Raw genomic sequence first — 19,871 nt, 5'->3', positions numbered from 1 at the left:
CCGGATATCGCAGGTCAGCTGTCGCCGGTGTGGCAGACCGCCTCGATGTTGTTGCCCTCGGTGTCGCGGACGAACGCTCCGAAGTAGCCGGGGTGGTACTCCGGCCACAGGCGGGGCTCGTGCAGCGACTCGGCGCCCGCTGCCAGCGCCTCCGCGTGCCACGCGCGCACCGTCGCGGCGTCCGGGGCGCTGAAGGCGACGTGCACCTCGCGGTTGGGGCCGACGCCCTCGAAGGTGCTGATCCAGAAGTCCGGTGCCTCGGTGCCGTAGCCGATGGCGACGTCGAGGTCCATGATGCGACGGTGCCCGAGCACCCCCAGGACACGGTCGTAGAACGCCGCTGCCCGCGGCAGGTCGGTGCAGTTGATGCCCAGGTGATCGATCATGCCGGGATCCTGCCACCGCCCTCTGACACCGTCATGGGATCTGCGGGTCCGCACCCGCAGATCCCATGACGCACCGCTCGTCCCCGGCGGAGCCGTGGAGGGATAGCGTGCGGCCATGACCGAACTGACCGCGCTCATCGACCAGGCCCGCGCGTGGGCCGCCGAGGACCCCGACGAGCAGACCCGCACCGAGCTCGAGGCCGTCGTCGCCGCCGCCGAGCGCGGCGAGGAGACCGACCTGGCCGACCGCTTCGCCGGCACGCTCGAGTTCGGTACGGCAGGACTGCGCGGCGCGCTCGGCGCCGGGCCCAACCGGATGAACCGCGTCGTCGTCACCCGGACTGCGGCCGGCCTGGCGGCGTACCTCGTCGACAACGGCCACCGCGGCGGCTCCGTGGTGATCGGCTTCGACGCGCGCCACAACTCCGACGTCTTCGCCCGCGACACCGCGGAGATCATGACGGGAGCGGGCTTCAAGGCCCTGGTGATGCCGCGGACGCTGCCCACCCCCCTGCTCGCCTTCGCGATCCGCGAGCTCGGGTGCGCGGCCGGCGTGATGGTCACCGCCAGCCACAACCCGCCGCAGGACAACGGCTACAAGGTCTACCTCGGCGACGGCAGCCAGATCGTGCCGCCGGCCGACAGCGAGATCGCCGACCGGATCGCCGCCGTCGGTTCCCTCGCCGACCTGCCGCGCGGCGGTGCGGGCACGCTCGTCAGCGAGGAGATCGTCGACCGCTACCTCGACACGGTCGCCGGGCTCGCCGAGGACGGGCCCCGCGACCTCAGCGTCGTCTACACGCCGCTGCACGGCGTCGGAGGCACGACGGTCCAGCAGGTGCTGGAGACCGCCGGGTTCGACGCACCACACGTGGTGGAGCAGCAGGAGCACCCCGACCCCGACTTCCCGACCGTCTCCTTCCCCAACCCCGAGGAGCCGGGCGCCATGGACCTCGCGATGGCCCTCGCCGCGGAGACGCGTGCCGACCTGGTCGTGGCCAACGACCCCGACGCCGACCGGTGCGCGGTCGCGGTCCCCGACGCCCACGGCTGGCGGATGCTGCGCGGCGACGAGGTCGGGGCGCTGCTCGCCCACCACCTGATCGCCCGCGGACGGAAGGGGACGTACGCCAACTCGATCGTCTCCTCCAGCCTGCTCGGCAAGATGGCCGCCGCCGCCGGCCAGCCGCACGAGGAGACGCTGACCGGCTTCAAGTGGATCGGCCGCGTCGACGGTCTGGCCTTCGGCTACGAGGAGGCGCTGGGCTACTGCTGCGACCCTGAGCACGTCAAGGACAAGGACGGCGTCTCCGCCCTGCTCCTGGTCTGCGAGCTGGCGGCCGCCGCGAAGGCCGAGGGCCGCGGGCTCACCGACATCCTCGACGACATCGCCCACCAGCACGGCCTGCACGCGACCGACCAGCTCTCCGTGCGCTTCGACGACCTCTCGGACATCCCGGCCACGATGGAGCGGCTGCGCGGCACGCCGCCCACGACGCTCGGTGGACTGGCCGTCGAGAAGGTCGAGGACCTGTCCGAGGGCTCGGCGCACCTGCCGCCCACCGACGGCCTGCGCTACTCCCTCGCGGAGGGCGCCCGCGTGATCGTGCGCCCGAGCGGCACCGAGCCCAAGGTGAAGTGCTACCTCGAGGTCGTGATCCCGGTCGAGGACGACGTCGACGCGGCCCGGATCTCCGCGGCCGGACGGCTCGACGCGATCAAGGGTGACCTGAGGACCGCTGCCGGGCTCTGAGCCTGCGCCGGGTCAGACGAGGAACGACACGACGAGCACGGTCGCCGCCAGCGCCATGAGGGCGAGGGTCAGCCGCGCCGGCTCACGGCGTACGGCGTCGGGCAGCGCCAGCTGCTCGGGCGACCCGGCCCGCACGCCCGCGGCGGAACGGGCGGCGTCGACCAGCTCGTAGATCCGGTTCTCGACGTAGTCGGCGTAGGGCATGCCCTCGGTCGTCTCGGACTTCCCCACCTGGGCACGGCGGGTGTTCAGCGCCTTGCGCCACGGGCGCCCCACGACGGTGGAGACCCAGCGACGGTCGTCGGCGCGCACGGCCAGCACCTGGCGCAGCGCCATCTCCTCCACGGCCGCCAACCGGATGTGGACGGTCTCGGCGAGGTTGCGCATCACCAGGTGCTCGTCCGTGACCCACAGCGAGGGCCGCAGCATCGCCGCCCACGCCACCACCCCGCCGAGGAGCGCGGCGCCGGTCACCCAGGCCGGGAAACCCTCGTCTCGGTAGGCCAGTCCGGCCAGCACCACCACCGCAGCGAGCGCGATGGCCAGCCACCCGGTGACCCGGCCGCTGGTGGCGTGGAACCGCTCCACCACGGTGTCGTGCTCGTCCTGCAGGCGTGCCATGTTCTCCTCGTCCAGTTGGGCAACTATTGGCCCTCCGCGGATTGTCGGGCTGTTCGCCGCCAACTCTATGCTGGGTCGGTGACGCCCACTGCCAGCTCAACGGCGAGCTCCTCCACGACGCACGGGGCCTTCGACGACATCGTGCGCTCGGACTCCTCGCTCCGCCGATTCCTCCACGGCCTCCCCGGAGTCGACCAGGTCGGGTGCGAAGCCCGCGCCGCCGGTCTCGGCACCCGGTCCATCAAGACCACCGCGAAGGCCTACGCCATCGACCTGGCCATCCGCATGGTCGACCTGACCACGCTGGAGGGCCAGGACACCCACGGCAAGGTCCGCGCGCTCGCCTCCAAGGCGATGCGCCCCGACCCCGCCGACCCGACCTGCCCGGCCACCGCCGCGGTCTGCGTCTACCCCGACATGGTCGCCACGGCCAAGCAGACCCTCGGCGACAGCGGCGTCCACGTCGCGGCCGTCGCCACCGCGTTCCCGAGCGGTCGCGCCTCGATGGACATCAAGCTCGCCGACACCCGTGACGCGGTCGAGGCCGGCGCCGACGAGATCGACATGGTCATCGACCGTGGCGCGTTCCTCTCCGGTCGCTACCTCGACGTCTACGAGGAGATCGCCCAGGTCCGCGAGGCGTGCGGGGACGCCCACCTCAAGGTGATCTTCGAGACCGGCGAGCTGCAGACCTACGACAACGTCCGTCGCGCCAGCTGGCTGGCGATGATGGCCGGTGGCCACTTCATCAAGACGTCCACCGGCAAGGTGCAGCCCGCGGCGACCCTGCCCGTCACGCTGATCATGCTCGAGGCGGTCCGCGACTTCCGCGACCAGACCGGCCAGATGATCGGCGTGAAGCCCGCCGGTGGCATCAAGACCACCAAGGACGCCATCAAGTACCTCGTGATGGTCAACGAGATCTGCGGACCCGACTGGCTCGACCCCGACTGGTTCCGCTTCGGCGCCTCCACCTTGCTCAACGACCTGTTGATGCAGCGCACCAAGATGACGACCGGTCGCTACTCCGGTCCCGACTACTTCACGCTGGACTGAGGCGAACAACCATGACCTTCGAGTACGCCCCCGCACCCGAGTCGCGCGCCATCGTCGACATCAAGCCGTCCTACGGCCTGTTCGTCAACGGTGAGTTCGTCGACGGCACCGGCACGGCCTTCAAGACGATCAACCCGGCCACCGAGGAGGTCCTCGCCGAGGTCGCCGAGGCCAGCGAGGCCGACGTCGACGAGGCGGTCAAGGCCGCCCGACGCGCCTACACCCGGGTGTGGTCGAAGATGTCCGGCGCCGAGCGCGCCAAGTACCTCTACCGCATCGCCCGGATCATCCAGGAGCGCGGCCGCGAGCTCGCCGTGCTGGAGTCGATCGACAACGGCAAGCCGATCAAGGAGTCGCGCGACGTCGACATCCCGGTCGTCGCGGCGCACTTCTTCTACTACGCCGGCTGGGCCGACAAGCTGGAGCACTCCGGCTACGGCTCGACCCCGCTCGGCGTGGCCGGCCAGGTCATCCCGTGGAACTTCCCGCTGCTCATGCTGGCGTGGAAGATCGCGCCGGCGCTGGCGTGCGGCAACACCGTGGTGCTGAAGCCCGCCGAGACCACCCCGCTGACCGCGCTGCTGTTCGCGGAGATCTGCCAGCAGGCCGACCTCCCGCCCGGCGTCGTCAACATCGTCACCGGCGCCGGCGAGACAGGTCGCGCGATCGTGTCGCACCCCGACGTCGACAAGGTCGCCTTCACCGGCTCCACCGAGGTCGGCAAGGCCATCGCCCGCGCGGTCGCCGGCACCGACAAGAAGGTCACCCTCGAGCTCGGCGGCAAGGCCGCCAACATCGTCTTCGACGACGCGCCGATCGACCAGGCCGTCGAGGGCATCGTCGACGGGATCTTCTTCAACCAGGGCCACGTCTGCTGTGCCGGCTCCCGCCTGCTGGTGCAGGAGTCGGTCGCCGACGAGCTGCTCGAGCGCCTCAAGCGCCGCATGTCGACGCTGCGCATGGGCGACCCGCTCGACAAGAACACCGACATCGGCGCCATCAACTCCGGCGAGCAGCTCATGCGGATCCGCGAGCTGTCCGAGGTCGGCGACGCCGAGGGCGCCGAGCGCTGGGAGGTCGCCTGCGACCTGCCCACGAAGGGCTTCTGGTTCCCGCCCACGCTGTTCACCGGTGTCTCGCAGGCCCACCGCATCGCCCGCGAGGAGATCTTCGGCCCGGTCCTGTCCGTGCTGACCTTCCGCACGCCCTCCGAGGCCATCGAGAAGGCCAACAACACCCCGTTCGGCCTCTCGGCCGGCGTGTGGACCGACAAGGGCTCGCGCATCCTGTCCATGGCCAACCGCCTCCGCGCGGGCGTGGTCTGGGCCAACACGTTCAACAAGTTCGACCCGACCTCGCCGTTCGGCGGCTACAAGGAGTCCGGTTACGGCCGCGAGGGCGGCCGCCACGGGCTCGAGGCCTACCTCAAGGGAGCAGACATCTGATGTCCCGCATCGACGTGCGCAAGACGTACAAGCTCTACATCGGCGGGCAGTTCCCGCGCTCGGAGTCGGGCCGCTCCTACATCGTCAACGACGCCAAGGGCCGCCTGCTCGCCAACGCCGCGCAGGCCTCCCGCAAGGACGCCCGCGACGCCGTCGTGGCCGCCCGTGCCGCCTTCGGTGGCTGGTCGGGCAGGACGGCCTACAACCGGGCCCAGGTCGTCTACCGCATCGCCGAGGTGCTCGAGGGCCGTCGCGAGCAGTTCGAGGCAGAGCTGCGCGCCTCCGAGGGGGTCTCCCCCGCCAAGGCGCGCACCTACGTCGACGCCGCGGTCGACCGCCTCGTCTGGTACGCCGGCTGGGCCGACAAGATCACCCAGGTCGTCGGCAACGCGAACCCGGTCGCCGGGCCGTACTTCAACCTCTCCACGCCGGAGCCGAGCGGCGTCATCGCCGTCGTCGCGCCGCGCGGCCCCCTGCTCGGCCTGGTCAGCGTCGTGGCCCCACTCATCATCACCGGCAACACGGTCGTGGTGATCGCGAGCGAGGAGCACCCGCTGCCGGCGATCACGCTGGGCGAGGTCATGGCGACCAGCGACCTGCCCGGCGGCGTCGTCAACATCCTCACCGGCTCGCAGGCCGAGATCGCCCCGTGGCTGGCCTCGCACATGGACGTCAACGGCATCGACCTGACCGGGGTCGCCGACGAGGAGCTGGCCGTCGAGCTCGAGGTGGCCGCGGCCGACAACCTCAAGCGCGTACGCCGCCCCGCCCCCGACACCGACTGGCTGGTCGAGCCCGGCCTGGACCGCATGACGCGGTTCCTCGAGACCAAGACGGTCTGGCACCCGATCGGCGTCTGAGCCCCGCAAGCCCACAGACACGACGAAGGCCCCCGGAGGATCTCCGGGGGCCTTCGTCGCACCACCAGAGCCCACGTCCGTGAGATGCACTTCCACTCGAGCGAGTGGATCTTCATCGGTCGCTCAGCGTGGAGCATGCCGAACAAGGCTGAACTTCCACTCGTGCGAGTGGAAGTTCAGCCCTGCGGCGCGAGGAGAGCCCGATCAGCGGTTGAGCAGGGCCGAGGCCAGCACGCCGAGGATCTCGTTGGGGTTGTTCACCAGGTAGTTCTGGCCGCCCGTCGCCGCAGCGATCTGGTCGAGCTCACCGGTGTCGGCGTCCTGCGAGATGCCGATGATGATCACCTTGACCGGCTTGGCCGGGTCGCGGAGCGACTTGAGCTGGTTGACCAGCGACTCCAGGGACAGCGAGCTCGAGTCGTCGCTGGCGCCGTCGGTCATGATCACGACCGAGTTGAACCACGCCGGGTCCCAGTGCTGCTGGGCGTACTTGTAGGCCGCGAGCGTCGTGTCCATGACGCCGGTGCCACCGCGCACCCGTCCGGGCAGCTTGGCGGCCTCGGCTCGTACGACGTCGCCGTGGGTGCCGGCGTCGCCCGCGGGGGCGTCGAGACGGTCGAGGGTGGCGTACTCCGCCCACGAGGTGCCGTCGTCGCCGCGGTTCTTGGAGAAGCCCCAGATGCCGATCCGGGCCTGCGACGGGAACGCGTCGAGCGCCACCTGCGAGGCGGTGACCGCGAGCTGGATGCGGGTGGTGTCGCCGATGGCGGTCTTCATCGAGCCGGAGAGGTCGACGACGGCGAGGATGCTCGAGGGCACCGACAGCACGCGCCACTGGCGCAGGGTGTCGTCGGTGGTCTTCTGCGGCACCGTGTCGAGGACCTGCGCATCACCGAGGCCGATGTCGTTGGGCAGCGGGGCGCCGTCGGGGCCGCGCAGCTCAGCGGCCGCGATGGCCTCCGCGCCCGCGCTGGAGGTGAACCAGCGGGTGAGCGCGCGACCGACACGGGCGGAGAGGTCGCCGCCGGAGGCCAGGATGTCCTTGCTGCCGCGGTTCACGTCGATGAGCGGGTACTGCAGCATCGGCACGCCGGTACGCGGCGCCACCAGGTTGAGCTGGTCGTTGCTGCGACGCGCCAGGAGGTACGCCTTCTCGGTGGCGGGCACCAGCTGGGTGCTGCTGGCCGAGATCGTGGAGAGGTCGGTCTCGTTGGCGCTGCCGGCGACGGCGCGCTCGCCGTAGGTCTGGGCGACCGGCACGGTCTTCTTCTCGATGGACTCGGCGGTCTCGCCGGTCTTCTTCATCTCGGCGTAGGGCGCCAGGAGGGCCAGGGCGGAGGCGCCCTCGGCGCTCGGGTCGGCCATCGCCAGGCTGCCACCGTCGAGGACGGCTGCCCACGAGGCGGGGGCCTTGGCGGCGGGGCCGCCGATCAGCCCGACGGGCGTCTGCGCAAGCACGTCGGCGATCGGCGTGCCGGTCCACCCGGCGGCCGTGAGCTGGCCCTTCCAGGTCGGGCTGTCGGGGATCCAGATCTCCGGGAGCTCGGCGTTGGGGTCGCTCAGCAGCGCCACGACGTCCTTCACGGTGCCGGGCGTGACCTGGATGTCGATGCACGGCTCGTCGGCGTTGACGTCCTTGACGGCCTCCTTGACGAGGTCCTCCATGACGGGCGCCGTGGTCAGGGTGACCTGCTCCGAGACGCAGTCCGCGGCCTCGGAGTCGTCGTCGCCACCGAGCACGAGGAAGGCGATCAGGCCGACCACGAGGAGGAGGGCGAGTCCTACCAGCAGCGGCACCTTGCCGGCGAGGGCGGAGCGCCTCTCGGGGCTCGCGGACGTGTCCGCGCTTTCGGGCGCGGTCGAGTCGTCGAGACTCATGGGGGGTCCTCCAAGAACGTCAAACAGGGGGTCTGGGCGAGACTAGTCTCGGTCCGTCACCGGCGTGGCCGAACGAGCAAATGAGCGAGGTAACGAGTTCGTGACGATGAGCACAGCCCAGGTGGTCGTCCTGGCCGGCCCGAGCGGAGCCGGGAAGTCCCGGTTGGCCGAGCGGCTCGGGTTCCCGGTCCTGCGGCTCGACGACTTCTACAAGGACGGCGACGACCCGTCCCTCCCCCGCATCTCCCACGGCCCCAACTCCGGGCTCGTCGACTGGGACCACCCCGAGTCCTGGCACCAGGAGGACGCGCTCGCGGCGTTGCGCGAGCTGTGCGCCACCGGCCTCAGCGAGGTCCCGATCTACGAGATCGCCGACAACGGTCGCAGGGGTCTGCGCACCGTCCACCTCGGCGGCAGCGACCGGTTCGTCGCCGAGGGGATCTTCGCCCCGGAGGTCGTGGCCGCGTGCCGCGAGGAAGGGATGCTGGCCGCCGCCTACTGCATCACCCAGCACCCGCTCGTCACGTTCTGGCGGCGGCTCACGCGCGACCTCCGCGAGCACCGCAAGCCGCCGATGGTGCTGCTGCTGCGCGGGTTCGCCCTCATGCGCGACCAGCAGCGAGTCGTGGCCCACGCCCTGCGCCAGGGGTGCCGCCGGGCGACCGGCGACCAGGCGTACGCCGAGCTGACGGGGCAGCACTCCCGCGCGGCCGGCTCCCCGTGAGGCTCCAGCAGCCGGACCGGCGCTCCTGCGGCGCCGCCTCGCTCGTCATGGCGCGGCGCCTGGTGCGGCCGCGCTACGCCGGGCTCGTGGCCGACCAGGCGAGCTTCGCCCACGAGGCGAGCACCCTGCACCGCAGGCTCACGTCCCTGTCGGACACCGCCGGCGGCTGGCAGGTCCCGTGGCCGCGCGCGCTCGGCACGCCGCCGTGGGCGGTCGCGCGGGAGCTCCGGCTGCTCACCGGGGTGCCCTACCGCGTCCACGCGGTGCGCCTGGACCGTCGCGTGTGGCCGCACCTGCGCGACGCCACGCCGCAGCGGCCGGCGGCGGTCTTCGTGGGCGATCAGTTCCTGCCCCGCCACGTCGTCCTCGTGACGGGCGTCGAGCACGACCGCGCCCGCACCTACGAGCCGTCCTCGGGTCGCACGATCGCGGTCACCCGGGACCGGTGGGACCACGACGACCTGCGGCTGGCCGGCTGGAACCGTCCGTGGCTGGTCGTCAGCCCCGCATCATCTCGGCGTAGCCCGGCTTGATCACCCGGTCGATGATCGCGAGCCGCTCGTCGAAGGGCAGGAACGCCGACTTCATCGCGTTGATGGTGAACCAGCGCAGGTCCTCGAGCGTGTAGCCGAACGCCTCCACCAGCCCGTGCATCTCCTGCGTCATCGACGTGCCGCTCATCAACCGGTTGTCGGTGTTGACCGTCACCCGGAAGCGGAGCCTGGTCAGCAGCCCGATGGGGTGCTCGGCGAAGGACTCCGCCGCACCGGTCTGGATGTTGGAGCTGGGGCACATCTCGAGCGGGATCCGCTTGTCTCGGACGTACGCCGCCAGGCGCCCGAGCTCGACGGAGCCGTCCTCGGCGACGGTGATGTCGTCGATGATGCGTACGCCGTGGCCGAGGCGGTCGGCGCCGCACCACTGGATCGCCTGCCAGATCGACGGCAGCCCGAAGGCCTCGCCCGCGTGGATCGTGAAGTGGGCGTTCTCCCGCTGGAGGTACTCGAACGCGTCGAGGTGGCGGGTGGGCGGGAAGCCCGCCTCCGCGCCCGCGATGTCGAAGCCGGCGACCCCGCGGTCGCGCCAGCTGATGGCGAGCTCGGCGATCTCCATCGACCGGGCCTGGTGGCGCATCGCGGTCAGCAGCTGGCGTACGACGATCCTGCCGCCGCTGGCGGCCATTCCCGCGTCGAAGCCCTCCTGCACCGCCGCGACCACCTCGTCGAGCGTCATCCCGCCGGTGACGTGCTGCTCGGGGGCGTAGCGCACCTCGGCGTAGACGACGCCGTCCGCAGCGAGGTCCTCGACGCACTCCCGGGCGACGCGGGCGATCGCGGGGCCGTGCTGCATGACGGCCACGGTGTGGTCGAAGGTCTCGAGGTAGCGCACGAGCGAACCGGAGTCCGCGGCCTCGGTGAACCAGAGACCCAGCGACTCGGCGTCGTCGGCGGGGAGCTCGTGGCCGATCTCCGCGGCCAGCTCGACGATCGTCTGCGGGCGCAGCCCGCCGTCGAGGTGGTCGTGCAGCAGCACCTTGGGGGCTGCCCGCACCTGCTCGCGGGTCGGGGTCGTCCTCGGGGTGGGGGTCACGTCGCTCACGGGGCCATCCAACCAGCCCCCGGCAGGCACGGCCCTAGGGTTGGGCCATGCGCACCTTCACCACGCTCGAGGACGTCGCCGGCGCCGCCGGCTCCGAGATCGGCACCAGCGACTGGCTCGAGGTCGACCAGGCCCGCATCGACGCCTTCGCCGACGCCACCTTGGACCACCAGTGGATCCACGTGGACGTCGAGGCGGCCGGCGCCGGGCCCTTCGGCACCACCATCGCCCACGGCTTCCTGACCCTGAGCCTGCTCCCGCACTTCGCCTCGCAGGTGTTCCGCCTCGAGACGCCGGGGGCGCGGCTCAACTACGGCCTGGAGAAGGTCCGCTTCCCGAGCCCCGTCCCCGTCGACAGCCGCCTGCGCTCGCACGTGCGCTTCGGCGAGGTCCGCGACCTGCCCGCGGGCAAGCAGCTGGTCGTGGAGCACACGGTCGAGATCGAGGGTCGCGACAAGCCGGCCTGCGTGGCCCAGCACGTCGTGCTGCTCCTCGCCTGAGGGCCGGCCGCCTCAGCGGGAGAGCACGGCCTGGGCGAACACGCCGAGGATGTCCTCCGGCTGGGCCGCCAGGTAGGCGTCCCCGCCGGTGGCGGTCGCCATCCGCTGGAGGGCGGACAGGTCGGCGTCGCCGCTGATCGCGATGCCCACGATCCGCACCGGCCGGTCGGGGTCGCGCAGCTCGCGCAGGCGTGACAGCAGCTGCTCCAGCCCGATCGAGCCGGGGTCCTCGTTCTGGCCGTCGGTCATGAGCACCACGGCGTTGGAGTAGTTCGGGCGGTACCTGCGCACGGCCTCCCGGTAGGCCGCCAGGGCGGTGTCGTACAGGCCCGTGCCCCCGTTGGTCAGGCTCGGCAGCCGGGTCGCCCACCTGCGCAGCGCGTAGCGCTGGGTGCGCCCGAAGCGCAGGTCGTCCAGGCGCCGGATCGGCTCGAGGACGCGCCAGTCCTGCCCCGGCCCTCCCTGGTCGATCGAGAACACCCACAGCCCGACGCGGGCGTGGTCGGGGAGGAACGAGAGGCCGATGCCCGCCGCGTCTGCCAGGAGGTCCATCCGCGTCCCGGTGCCGGCGTCGAAGTCCATCGACCCCGAGGCGTCGACGACGGCCAGGATCGCCGACGGGATCGCGAGTGTCTGCCAGGACCGCACCGCGGTCGCGACCGCCCGGGCGGGCGGCGTGGGCAGGTAGGTCGACACGTCGGAGCGGGCCCCCTCGGGCGCACGCCCGTGGGGGCGCCGCAGCCCGTGCTCGACCAGTGCTGCGGTCCCGTCCGCGCTCTCCAGGTAGTCGAGGAGCCGCAGCGCGACCTCGCGCGTCCCCGGAGCCGCGTCGTTGCGCGCCGCGAGGGGGAAGTCCAGGACGGGGGCCCCGACGGGCGGCGTGAGGTCACGCAGCCGCTGCCCGCCCTCCACCGTCCCGAGCTCCTGCTCGGTGGTCACCACGAGCCGGGGCGAGAGCTGCCGGAACATGGTCGGCCACACCTCCTGGTCCGCGCCGCGCGAGCGTCGCGCGCCGTACCTCTGCGCGAAGGGCACGACCATCTGCCCGGCCTCCGCTGCCGTACGACGCGCCGCGCGGGCCTCGGACCGCGGGGCCATCACGGCCAGCGCACCCACGGTGGAGACCATCGGGTCCGGGACGGACACGAGGCCGGAGACCTCCGCGTCGCCCCAGGTCGGGAATCGTCGGGCGCGGGGTCCCCCGACCAGCAGCAGCGGGGTGCGCGCGACGCTCGGGGCGAGCACCCGCACGCGGGAGCGGCCGCCGAGCCAGGCACGGCCCAGCCAGAAGCGCGACTCCGGGATCCAGAGGTCCGGCAGGGCCCCGCCCGTGCCCACCCCGCGGGCGACGTCGCCGCCGGAGCGCTCGTCCGGGTTGACGCGGGTGCACCTCGGCGCGAAGTCGTCGACGGCCGCCTCCACGACGTCGTACAGCTCCGGTGCGACCGTGATGTCCACCGACCGGAGGCGGTCGCAGCCGTCGGAGCTCGCGGTGCCGCCCGGCTCGGCCACGAGCAGGTAGGTCACGGCGCCGCCGATGGCCAGGCCCACGGCGAGCAGGAGGGTCAGCGCGATCGGCAGCAGCAACCCTGACGTGCGGCCACCATCGCTCTCGTCCCCTGCGTCCATGGCACCCCCGGGATGATCCGAACCCTCGCGGCACCGAGAAGGCTAGGACGACCGGAGGGGCCCGCCGCGCGATCGCGCTCCGAACCCCCAGAGTTGGGGACTCAGCTGATCCGGTCGAGCACGATGTCGCCGCGCGTGAAGGACGCGCCGTCACCGATGTCGAACCCTCCGTCGAGGGAGGCCAGGGCCCGGTCGAAGCGCTCGGGCTCGTCGGTGAGCAGGGTGAAGAGCGGCTGTCCCTGGGTGACCTCGTCGCCCGGCCGGGCGTGCCAGACCACGCCGGCACCGGCCTGGACCGGGTCCTCCTTGCGCGCGCGGCCGGCCCCGAGGCGCCAGGCCGCCAGGCCCACCGCCATCGCGTCGAGGCGGGTGAGCGTGCCGCTCGCGGGCGCCTCGACCACGTGCGACTCCTTCGCCACCGGCAGGTCGGCGTCCGGGTCGCCGCCCTGGGCGCGGATCATCGCCTTCCACGCGTCCATCGCGGACCCGTCGGCCAGCTTGTCGGCGGGGTCGACGTCGTCGCGACCCGCACCGGCGAGCATCTCGCGGGCCAGCGCGAGGGTCAGCTCGACCACGTCGGCGGGGCCGCCGCCGGCGAGCACGTCGATCGACTCCTGGACCTCCACGGCGTTGCCGGCCGTGAGGCCGAGCGGCGTCGCCATGTCGGTGAGCAGGGCGACGGTGTGCACACCCGCGTCGGTGCCTAGGGCGACCATCGTCTCGGCCAGCTCGCGGGCGGTGGCGAGGTCCTTCATGAACGCGCCGCTGCCGACCTTGACGTCGAGCACCAGCGCGCCGGTGCCCTCGGCGATCTTCTTGCTCATGATCGAGCTTGCGATGAGCGGGATCGCCTCGACCGTGCCGGTGACGTCGCGCAGGGCGTAGAGCTTCTTGTCGGCCGGCGCCAGGCCGTCGCCGGCGGCGCAGACGACCGCGCCGACGTCCTCGAGGATGGCGAACATCTCCTCGTTGCTGAGCGCCGCGCGCCAGCCGGGGATGGACTCGAGCTTGTCGAGGGTGCCGCCGGTGTGGCCGAGGCCGCGGCCCGACAGCTGGGGCACCGCGACGCCGCATGCCGCGACCAGCGGGGCGAGCGGCAGCGTGATCTTGTCGCCGACGCCGCCGGTGGAGTGCTTGTCGGCGGTGGGACGCGACAGGGTGGAGAAGTCCATCCGCTCCCCCGACGCGATCATCGCAGCGGTCCAGCGGGCGATCTCCGTGCGGTTCATGCCGTTGAGCAGGATCGCCATCGCGAGGGCCGACATCTGCTCGTCGGCGACCTCGCCGCGGGTGTAGGCGTCGATCACCCAGTCGATCTGGCTGTCGCTGAGCTCGTGCTTGTCGCGCTTGGCGAGGATCACCTCGACGGCGTCGTGTGCGGGCATCAGGGGGTTCCGTCCGTCGTGGGGGTGGTGGCCGTGGCGGCCGTCGGGGCGATCGTGGCCAGGTCGTCGGGTCCGAAGGCGTCGGGCAGCACCTCGGACATGGGCCTGACCCCCGAGACGGTCCACAGCAACAGGTCGCGACCCCCGTGCTCGAACAGCAGCTGGCGGCAGCGGCCGCACGGCATGATGACGTCGCCCTCGCCGTTGACGCACACGAAGTGGGTCAGCCGGCCGCCTCCCGTGGCGTGCAGGTCGGAGACGACACCGCACTCGGCGCACAGCACGACGCCGTACGCCGCGTTCTCCACGTTGCAGCCGACCACGGTGCGACCGTCGTCGACGAGCGCCGCAGCCCCCACCTTGTACTTGGAGTAGGGCGCATAGGCGTGCCCCATCACCTCGACGGCGGCCGACTTGAGCTCGTCCCAGTCCTTCTGCTCCACGCGGCAACTATGACGCATGCGCAGACGCCACGGTCTTTGGCAGGTTCCGCCGAAAGACGCCCGCGAGATTTTAGGTCTCAAACACGTCTCGGAAGTTCGGTTCCGGGTGACGGGCGCCTCATCGGGGGGCATCATGCTGCCCGAACGCTGACCCCAACCCCGGGGTGCACGAACTTGGAGGCATTTGTGAAGAAGTCGAGGAAGGTCGTCTCGAGCGGCCTCGTGGCGCTGCTGGCTGCCGCGACCCTGGCTGCGTGCGGAGACGCGCCCGAGGATGACACCAACACGGGCGGGAGCGGCGGCGAGGCTGCGAGCGACTTCCTCCCCTGCATCGTCTCCGACGCCGGCGGTTTCGACGACAAGTCGTTCAACCAGCTCGGCTTCGAGGGCGCCACGCAGGCCGCCGACGAGCTGGGCGTGGAGCTGAAGGCCGTCGAGTCCAACAGCGAGAACGACTTCGGCCCCAACCTGGAGAGCCTCGTCGGCGAGGGCTGTGACGTCATCGTGACCGTCGGCTTCGCCCTGGCCTCGGCCACCAAGGAGTCGGCCAAGGCCAACCCCGACATCGAGTACGTCCTCATCGACGACTCCGCCGACGGTGGCGACGACGGCGCGACGTTCGACGGCAAGGCTGACGTCGAGAACATCAAGCCGCTCCTCTACAACACTGCCGAGGCCGCGTTCCTCGCCGGCTACGCCGCTGCCGACTACACCAAGACCGGCAAGGTCGGCACCTACGGCGGCATGCCCTTCCCGACCGTCACGATCTTCATGGACGGCTTCAAGCAGGGCGCGGAGTACTACGCCAAGGAGAAGAAGAAGGACGTCGAGGTCGTCGGCTGGGACGGCAAGAACGGTTCCTTCACCGGTGGCTTCGAGGCCAACGAGGCCGCGACCAGCACCGCCAAGCAGATCCTCGACCAGGACGTCGACGTGATCCTCCCCGTCGGTGGCCCGATCTACCAGGGCGCGATCACCGCGATCGAGGACTCCGGCAAGGACATCGCGATGCTCGGTGTCGACGCGGACCTCTACGAGACCGACCCGTCCACCCAGGACTACGTCCTGACGTCGATCCTGAAGAACATGAAGGTCTCGACCTACGAGGCCGTCATGGCCGCGGGCAACGACGAGTTCGACTTCGCTCCCTACATCGGCACGCTCGAGAACGACGGGGTCGGCATCGCGCCGTTCCACAACTTCGAGAGCAAGGTCAACCCCGACCTGCAGGGCGAGCTCGACGAGATCAAGGCCGGCATCATCGACGGCTCGATCAAGGTGGACTCCTACCTGGGCTGATCGCCAGCACGCTCCACCACGGAGGGAGGCCGACGGGTTCGTCGGCCTCCCTCTTGTGTGCCGGTCGCCCTCGCCCCGCGACCGGTCCGTACCAGACCCCGGGCCTGACCGCCCGGCTGTCCCGACCCCTAGGATGCGATCCCATGAGACTCGTCCTGCGAGGCATCACCAAACGCTTCGGAAGCGTGGTGGCCAACGACTCGATCTCCCTCACCGTGGAGCCCGGGGAGATCCACTGTCTCCTCGGCGAGAACGGTGCCGGCAAGTCGACCCTGATGAACGTGCTCTACGGCCTCTACAAGGCCGACGAGGGTGAGATCGAGCTCGACGGCACCGTGCAGCACTTCACCGGGCCCGGTGACGCGATGGCGGCCGGCATCGGCATGGTCCACCAGCACTTCATGCTCATCCCGGTCTTCACCGTCGCGGAGAACGTGATGCTCGGCAACGAGTCCACCGGGTTCGCGGGCACGCTCGACCTCGACGCCGCCAGCGCGCGCGTCACCGAGATCTCCGAGCGCTTCGGCTTCCACGTGAAGCCCGACGCGCTCGTCGAGGACCTTCCCGTGGGCGTCCAGCAGCGGGTGGAGATCATCAAGGCCCTCTCGCGCGACGCCGAGCTCCTCGTCTTCGACGAGCCGACCGCGGTCCTGACGCCCCAGGAGACCGACGAGCTGATGGAGATCATGCGTCAGCTCAAGGAGGCTGGGAAGGCCATCGTCTTCATCACCCACAAGCTCCGCGAGGTCCGCGCGGTCGCCGACCGGATCACCGTCATCCGCCTCGGCAAGGTCGTCGGCGAGGCCGACCCCAAGGCCAGCAACGCCGAGCTCGCCTCGATGATGGTCGGACGGCCCGTCGAGCTCGTGGTCCACAAGGACGAGCCGAAGCTCGGCGGTGACGCGCTCGTCGTCAAGGACCTCCGCGTGGTCGACCCGGCCGGCCACCTGCAGGTCGACGGCGTCAGCTTCACCATCCGTGCCGGTGAGGTCCTCGCCGTCGCCGGCGTGCAGGGCAACGGCCAGACCGAGCTCACCGAGGCCCTCCTCGGCCTCCAGGACGACGTGCGCGGCTCGATCACGCTCGACGGCGTCGAGCTCGTGGGCAGGTCGACGCGCAAGATCCTCGACGCCGGCGTCGGGTTCATCCCCGAGGACCGCCAGGTCGACGGCCTGGTGCCCGGCTTCACCATCGCCGAGAACCTCATGCTCAACCGCAGCTTCAAGTCCCCGTTCGTCAAGAACGGCAGCCTCCGCCTCGGCGCGCTGCGCGACTTCGCGCAGAAGAAGCTCAAGGAGTACGACGTCCGCGCCCGCGACATCGACTCGCTGGCCAGCAACCTCTCCGGCGGCAACCAGCAGAAGGTCGTCGTGGCCCGCGAGCTCTCGCGCGACCTGCGCCTCCTGGTCGCCGCGCAGCCCACCCGCGGCGTGGACGTCGGCTCCATCGAGTTCATCCACAAGCAGATCGTCGCGACCCGCGACAGCGGCATCCCGGTGCTCGTGGTGTCCACCGAGCTCGACGAGGTGGTCGCCCTCGCCGACCGGATCATGGTGCTCTACCGCGGCAGGATCGTCGGCGTCGTGCCGGCGGACACCCCGCGCGAGACCCTCGGACTCATGATGACCGGCGAACGCCCCCAGGACCTGAAGGACGTGGTGGCGTGACTGACACCGACAAGCCCCAGCCCGACGACAAGCCGGTGGCCACCGAGCCCCGCGAGACGCCCGAGGCCGAGGCGTCCGACGTCGCCACGACGCACGACTCCGCCCACGCGGACGCGCGGTCCCGCTCCCTCCTGCGCGAGATCGCCTCGGGAGACGCGCTGGCCGGCGTGCTCGCCGTGCTCCTCGCCGTCTTCGTCGGCTCGGTGATGATCGCCGCCACCGACGACGGCGTGCGCGAGACCATCAGCTACATCGGAGCGCGACCGTCCGACTTCTTCACCGCCCTCTGGGACGCCATCTCCGGTGCCTACAGCGCGATGTTCCGCGGCGCGATCTTCAACTACAACCTCTCGGAGCCCGCCCAGCAGTGGCGTCCGCTGACGGAGACGCTGAAGTTCGCGGGCCCCCTGATCCTGGGTGGTCTCGGCGTCGGCCTCGCCTTCCGGGCGGCGTTGTTCAACATCGGTGGCCGCGGCCAGATGCTGATGGCCGGTGGAGCGGCGGGCTGGGTGGGCTTCAAGCTCGACCTCCCGATGATCATCCACCTGCCGCTCGCGATCCTGGTCGGCATGGCGGTCGGCGCGCTGTGGGGCGGCCTCGCCGGCCTGCTCAAGGCCCGCACCGGCGCCCACGAGGTGATCGTCACGATCATGCTCAACTACGTCGGCTACTACCTGCTGTTCTACGCCCTCACCAAGGACTCCCTCCTCAAGACGCCGGGCTCGGCCAACCCCAAGTCGCTGCCCATGAAGGAGACGGCGGTCCTGCCCAAGGTCCTGGGCGACCAGTTCAACCTGCACCTCGGCTTCGTGCTCGCGCTCGTGGCGGTCGGCGTCGCGTGGTGGCTCCTCAACCGCTCCACCCTCGGCTACCGGATCCGCGCCGTCGGCGAGAACCCCCACGCTGCCCGCGCCTCCGGCATCAACGTCGGACGGACCTACACGGTCGTGATGATGATCGCCGGTTCGCTGCTCGGCCTCGCCGGGGTCAACCAGGTGCTCGGCACCGTGACCAGCGGGGTGTCGCTCGACCTCGACGCCTCGATCGGCTTCGACGCCATCACCGTGGCACTGCTCGGCCGGTCCCGCCCGCTGGGGATCCTGGCCGCCGGGCTCCTGTTCGGCGCCCTCAAGGCCGGTGGCTTCACCATGCAGACCTCCGAGAGCATCTCGGTCGACCTGGTGCTGGTGGTCCAGTCGCTGATCGTCCTCTTCCTCGCCGCGCCGCCCCTGGTGCGCGCCATCTTCCGGCTCCCCGCCCAGGAGGCCAAGTGAGCACCGTGACCCAGCCGTCCACCCCCGAGAGCGGCGGCCTGGCGCCCGACGCGGTCGTCGCGCCCACCAAGGCAGGTGGGGCCAGGAAGCTGCCGATCATCCTGGGTGTCGTGACGGTCGTCCTCGCCCTGACGCTGCTGCTGTCGGGACACTCCGGTGACACGACGTTCCGGCTGGCAGCCGAGACGGACTTCGTGACCCTGCCCGACATCACGGTGCCCTCGTCCCTCACCGCCTGGCTGATGGTGCTCATCTGCGCAGCGCTCACCGGCGAGGGCGTACGCCGCATGCTCGCCCACGCCCACCAGCCGATCTGGCTCCCGATCGCCTTCGCCGTCGCCTGGATGACCGGCTTCCTGAGCTGGGCGGCCGCCGACGGCCGGATCCGCGTGGTCAGCCTCTTCGCCGGTGCGGTGGCGCTCGCCATCCCGCTCGTCTTCGGGGCGCTCGGCGGCGTGCTCGGCGAGCGTGCCGGCGTCGTCAACATCGCCATCGAGGGCCAGCTGCTCTTCGGCGCGTTCGCGGCCGCGATCACCGCCTCGCTCACGGGCTCGCCGTGGGCGGGCCTGGTCGCCGCGATGGTGGCCGGCGCGCTGATCGCGCTGATCCTGGGGCTCTTCGCGATCACCTACTACGTCGACCAGGTCATCGTCGGCGTCGTGCTCAACGTGCTGGTGGTCGGCCTGACGAACTTCCTGTTCCGCCAGGTGCTGACCCCCAACGCCGAGACGCTGAACTCACCCGACCGGTTCCGCGCGATCCCGATCCCGGTGCTGGGCGAGATCCCGCTGATCGGTCCGATCCTGTTCCGCCAGACGCCGCTCGTCTACGTGCTCTACGCGGTCGTCGCGCTGGTGGCCTTCGCCCTCTACCGCACCCGCTGGGGCCTCCGGGTCCGCGCGGTCGGTGAGCACCCCACGGCCGCCGACACCGTCGGCATCAAGGTCAACCGCACCCGCTACCGCACGATCCTGCTCGCTGGTGCCATCGCGGGCATGGGCGGCGCCTACTTCAGCCTCGTCTCGGTCGCCGGCTTCAACCGCGAGATGACGGGTGGCGCGGGCTTCATCGCCCTGGCCGCGGTCATCTTCGGCAAGTGGGACCCGATCCGCGCCACCCTCGCCGCACTGCTCTTCGGCTTCGCGTCCAACCTGCAGGGTGTGCTCTCCGCGATCGGCTCCCCCGTGCCGAGCCAGTTCATGTTGATGCTCCCCTACGTCGTCACCATCTTCGCGGTGGCGGGCCTCGTGGGCCGGTCCCGGCCGCCCGCGGCAGACGGGGTGCCGTACCGGAAGCAGTGAGCCTCGACCTGGTGGTGTTGCATGGTCGCCATGGCAAAGAACACTCGGAGG

General features: G+C 71.2%; 18 protein-coding genes. 11 read left to right on the top strand and 7 right to left on the bottom strand.

From position 1 onward, the window contains the following. Positions 1-14 precede the first annotated feature (14 nt). A complete protein-coding gene (locus ACS3YM_RS03125) occupies positions 15-386 on the bottom strand; it encodes a VOC family protein (protein WP_439938617.1) in 372 nt (123 codons plus the stop codon). 115 nt (positions 387-501) lie between these two features. Between ACS3YM_RS03125 and ACS3YM_RS03120 the strand changes: the two genes are divergently transcribed. Then, positions 502-2,139: a phospho-sugar mutase gene (locus ACS3YM_RS03120; RefSeq protein WP_439938616.1), complete on the top strand. Its 1,638-nt coding sequence runs from the start codon at positions 502-504 to the stop codon at positions 2,137-2,139. 12 nt (positions 2,140-2,151) lie between these two features. Here the strand turns inward: ACS3YM_RS03120 and ACS3YM_RS03115 are convergent, their stop codons facing one another. Next, positions 2,152-2,760 carry a hypothetical protein gene (locus tag ACS3YM_RS03115; RefSeq protein WP_439938615.1) on the bottom strand — a complete coding sequence of 203 codons (609 nt, stop codon included), beginning with the start codon at positions 2,758-2,760 and terminating at the stop codon, positions 2,152-2,154. A 78-nt stretch (positions 2,761-2,838) separates the two neighbouring features. On the opposite strand from ACS3YM_RS03115, the gene deoC reads away from it, so the two are divergent. Genes deoC through ACS3YM_RS03100 form a run of 3 tightly spaced genes read left to right on the top strand, consistent with a single transcriptional unit; the run spans position 2,839 to position 6,121 of the window. Next, positions 2,839-3,816 carry a deoxyribose-phosphate aldolase gene (gene deoC / locus ACS3YM_RS03110; RefSeq protein ID WP_439938614.1) on the top strand — a complete coding sequence of 326 codons (978 nt, stop codon included), beginning with the start codon at positions 2,839-2,841 and terminating at the stop codon, positions 3,814-3,816. A gap of 11 nt (positions 3,817-3,827) precedes the next feature. Continuing rightward, on the top strand, positions 3,828-5,261 hold the full coding sequence (locus ACS3YM_RS03105; RefSeq protein ID WP_439938613.1) for an aldehyde dehydrogenase family protein: 1,434 nt from the start codon (positions 3,828-3,830) through the stop codon (positions 5,259-5,261). Continuing rightward, positions 5,261-6,121: an aldehyde dehydrogenase family protein gene (locus ACS3YM_RS03100; RefSeq protein ID WP_439938612.1), complete on the top strand. Its 861-nt coding sequence runs from the start codon at positions 5,261-5,263 to the stop codon at positions 6,119-6,121. The genes ACS3YM_RS03105 and ACS3YM_RS03100 overlap by 1 nt, the downstream gene beginning before the upstream one ends. A gap of 204 nt (positions 6,122-6,325) precedes the next feature. On the opposite strand, the gene ACS3YM_RS03095 is transcribed toward ACS3YM_RS03100, so the two are convergent. Further along, a complete protein-coding gene (locus ACS3YM_RS03095; RefSeq protein WP_439938611.1) occupies positions 6,326-7,999 on the bottom strand; it encodes a substrate-binding domain-containing protein in 1,674 nt (557 codons plus the stop codon). A gap of 106 nt (positions 8,000-8,105) precedes the next feature. Here ACS3YM_RS03095 and ACS3YM_RS03090 point away from each other — a divergent pair, with 106 nt between their 5' ends. Together ACS3YM_RS03090 and ACS3YM_RS03085 are read left to right on the top strand one after the other, a co-directional pair. Continuing rightward, the gene (locus tag ACS3YM_RS03090; RefSeq protein ID WP_439938610.1) at positions 8,106-8,723 is read left to right on the top strand and encodes a hypothetical protein; all 618 of its coding nucleotides are present in this window, start codon (positions 8,106-8,108) and stop codon (positions 8,721-8,723) included. After that, entirely contained in the window at positions 8,720-9,256 is a 537-nt protein-coding gene (locus ACS3YM_RS03085; RefSeq protein ID WP_439938609.1) for a hypothetical protein, read from the top strand. The genes ACS3YM_RS03090 and ACS3YM_RS03085 overlap by 4 nt, the downstream gene beginning before the upstream one ends. Here the strand turns inward: ACS3YM_RS03085 and ACS3YM_RS03080 are convergent. After that, positions 9,222-10,313 (bottom strand): adenosine deaminase, encoded by a 1,092-nt coding sequence (locus tag ACS3YM_RS03080; protein ID WP_439939823.1) that lies wholly within the window; start codon positions 10,311-10,313, stop codon positions 9,222-9,224. The two genes, ACS3YM_RS03085 and ACS3YM_RS03080, sit on opposite strands and share 35 nt — an antisense overlap. 56 nt (positions 10,314-10,369) lie before the next feature. On the opposite strand from ACS3YM_RS03080, the gene ACS3YM_RS03075 reads away from it, so the two are divergent. After that, on the top strand, positions 10,370-10,822 hold the full coding sequence (locus tag ACS3YM_RS03075) for a MaoC family dehydratase (protein ID WP_439938608.1): 453 nt from the start codon (positions 10,370-10,372) through the stop codon (positions 10,820-10,822). A gap of 12 nt (positions 10,823-10,834) precedes the next feature. Here the strand turns inward: ACS3YM_RS03075 and ACS3YM_RS03070 are convergent, their stop codons facing one another. The 3 genes from ACS3YM_RS03070 to ACS3YM_RS03060 all read right to left on the bottom strand — a co-directional run bounded on the left by ACS3YM_RS03070 (position 10,835) and on the right by ACS3YM_RS03060 (position 14,279). Further along, the gene (locus tag ACS3YM_RS03070; protein ID WP_439938607.1) at positions 10,835-12,451 is read right to left on the bottom strand and encodes a VWA domain-containing protein; all 1,617 of its coding nucleotides are present in this window, start codon (positions 12,449-12,451) and stop codon (positions 10,835-10,837) included. 101 nt (positions 12,452-12,552) lie between these two features. Next, the gene (locus tag ACS3YM_RS03065; RefSeq protein ID WP_439938606.1) at positions 12,553-13,836 is read right to left on the bottom strand and encodes a thymidine phosphorylase; all 1,284 of its coding nucleotides are present in this window, start codon (positions 13,834-13,836) and stop codon (positions 12,553-12,555) included. After that, positions 13,836-14,279 carry a cytidine deaminase gene (locus tag ACS3YM_RS03060; RefSeq protein WP_439938605.1) on the bottom strand — a complete coding sequence of 148 codons (444 nt, stop codon included), beginning with the start codon at positions 14,277-14,279 and terminating at the stop codon, positions 13,836-13,838. The genes ACS3YM_RS03065 and ACS3YM_RS03060 overlap by 1 nt, the downstream gene beginning before the upstream one ends. A gap of 186 nt (positions 14,280-14,465) precedes the next feature. On the opposite strand from ACS3YM_RS03060, the gene ACS3YM_RS03055 reads away from it, so the two are divergent. The 4 genes from ACS3YM_RS03055 to ACS3YM_RS03040 all read left to right on the top strand — a co-directional run bounded on the left by ACS3YM_RS03055 (position 14,466) and on the right by ACS3YM_RS03040 (position 19,820). After that, on the top strand, positions 14,466-15,578 hold the full coding sequence (locus tag ACS3YM_RS03055) for a BMP family lipoprotein (RefSeq protein WP_439938604.1): 1,113 nt from the start codon (positions 14,466-14,468) through the stop codon (positions 15,576-15,578). 143 nt (positions 15,579-15,721) lie between these two features. Beyond that, the gene (locus ACS3YM_RS03050) at positions 15,722-17,245 is read left to right on the top strand and encodes an ABC transporter ATP-binding protein (RefSeq protein ID WP_439938603.1); all 1,524 of its coding nucleotides are present in this window, start codon (positions 15,722-15,724) and stop codon (positions 17,243-17,245) included. Beyond that, a complete protein-coding gene (locus tag ACS3YM_RS03045) occupies positions 17,242-18,519 on the top strand; it encodes an ABC transporter permease (protein ID WP_439938602.1) in 1,278 nt (425 codons plus the stop codon). The genes ACS3YM_RS03050 and ACS3YM_RS03045 overlap by 4 nt, the downstream gene beginning before the upstream one ends. Continuing rightward, positions 18,516-19,820, top strand: coding sequence for an ABC transporter permease (locus ACS3YM_RS03040; RefSeq protein WP_439938601.1), 1,305 nt, complete (start codon positions 18,516-18,518; stop codon positions 19,818-19,820). Before ACS3YM_RS03045 ends, ACS3YM_RS03040 begins: the two co-directional genes overlap by 4 nt. Positions 19,821-19,871: the final 51 nt, after the last annotated feature.

The sequence above is a fragment of the Nocardioides sp. N13(2025) genome (assembly GCF_051912545.1).
Taxonomy (GTDB): domain Bacteria; phylum Actinomycetota; class Actinomycetes; order Propionibacteriales; family Nocardioidaceae; genus Nocardioides.
This window is presented reverse-complemented; position numbering and strand designations above follow the sequence as displayed.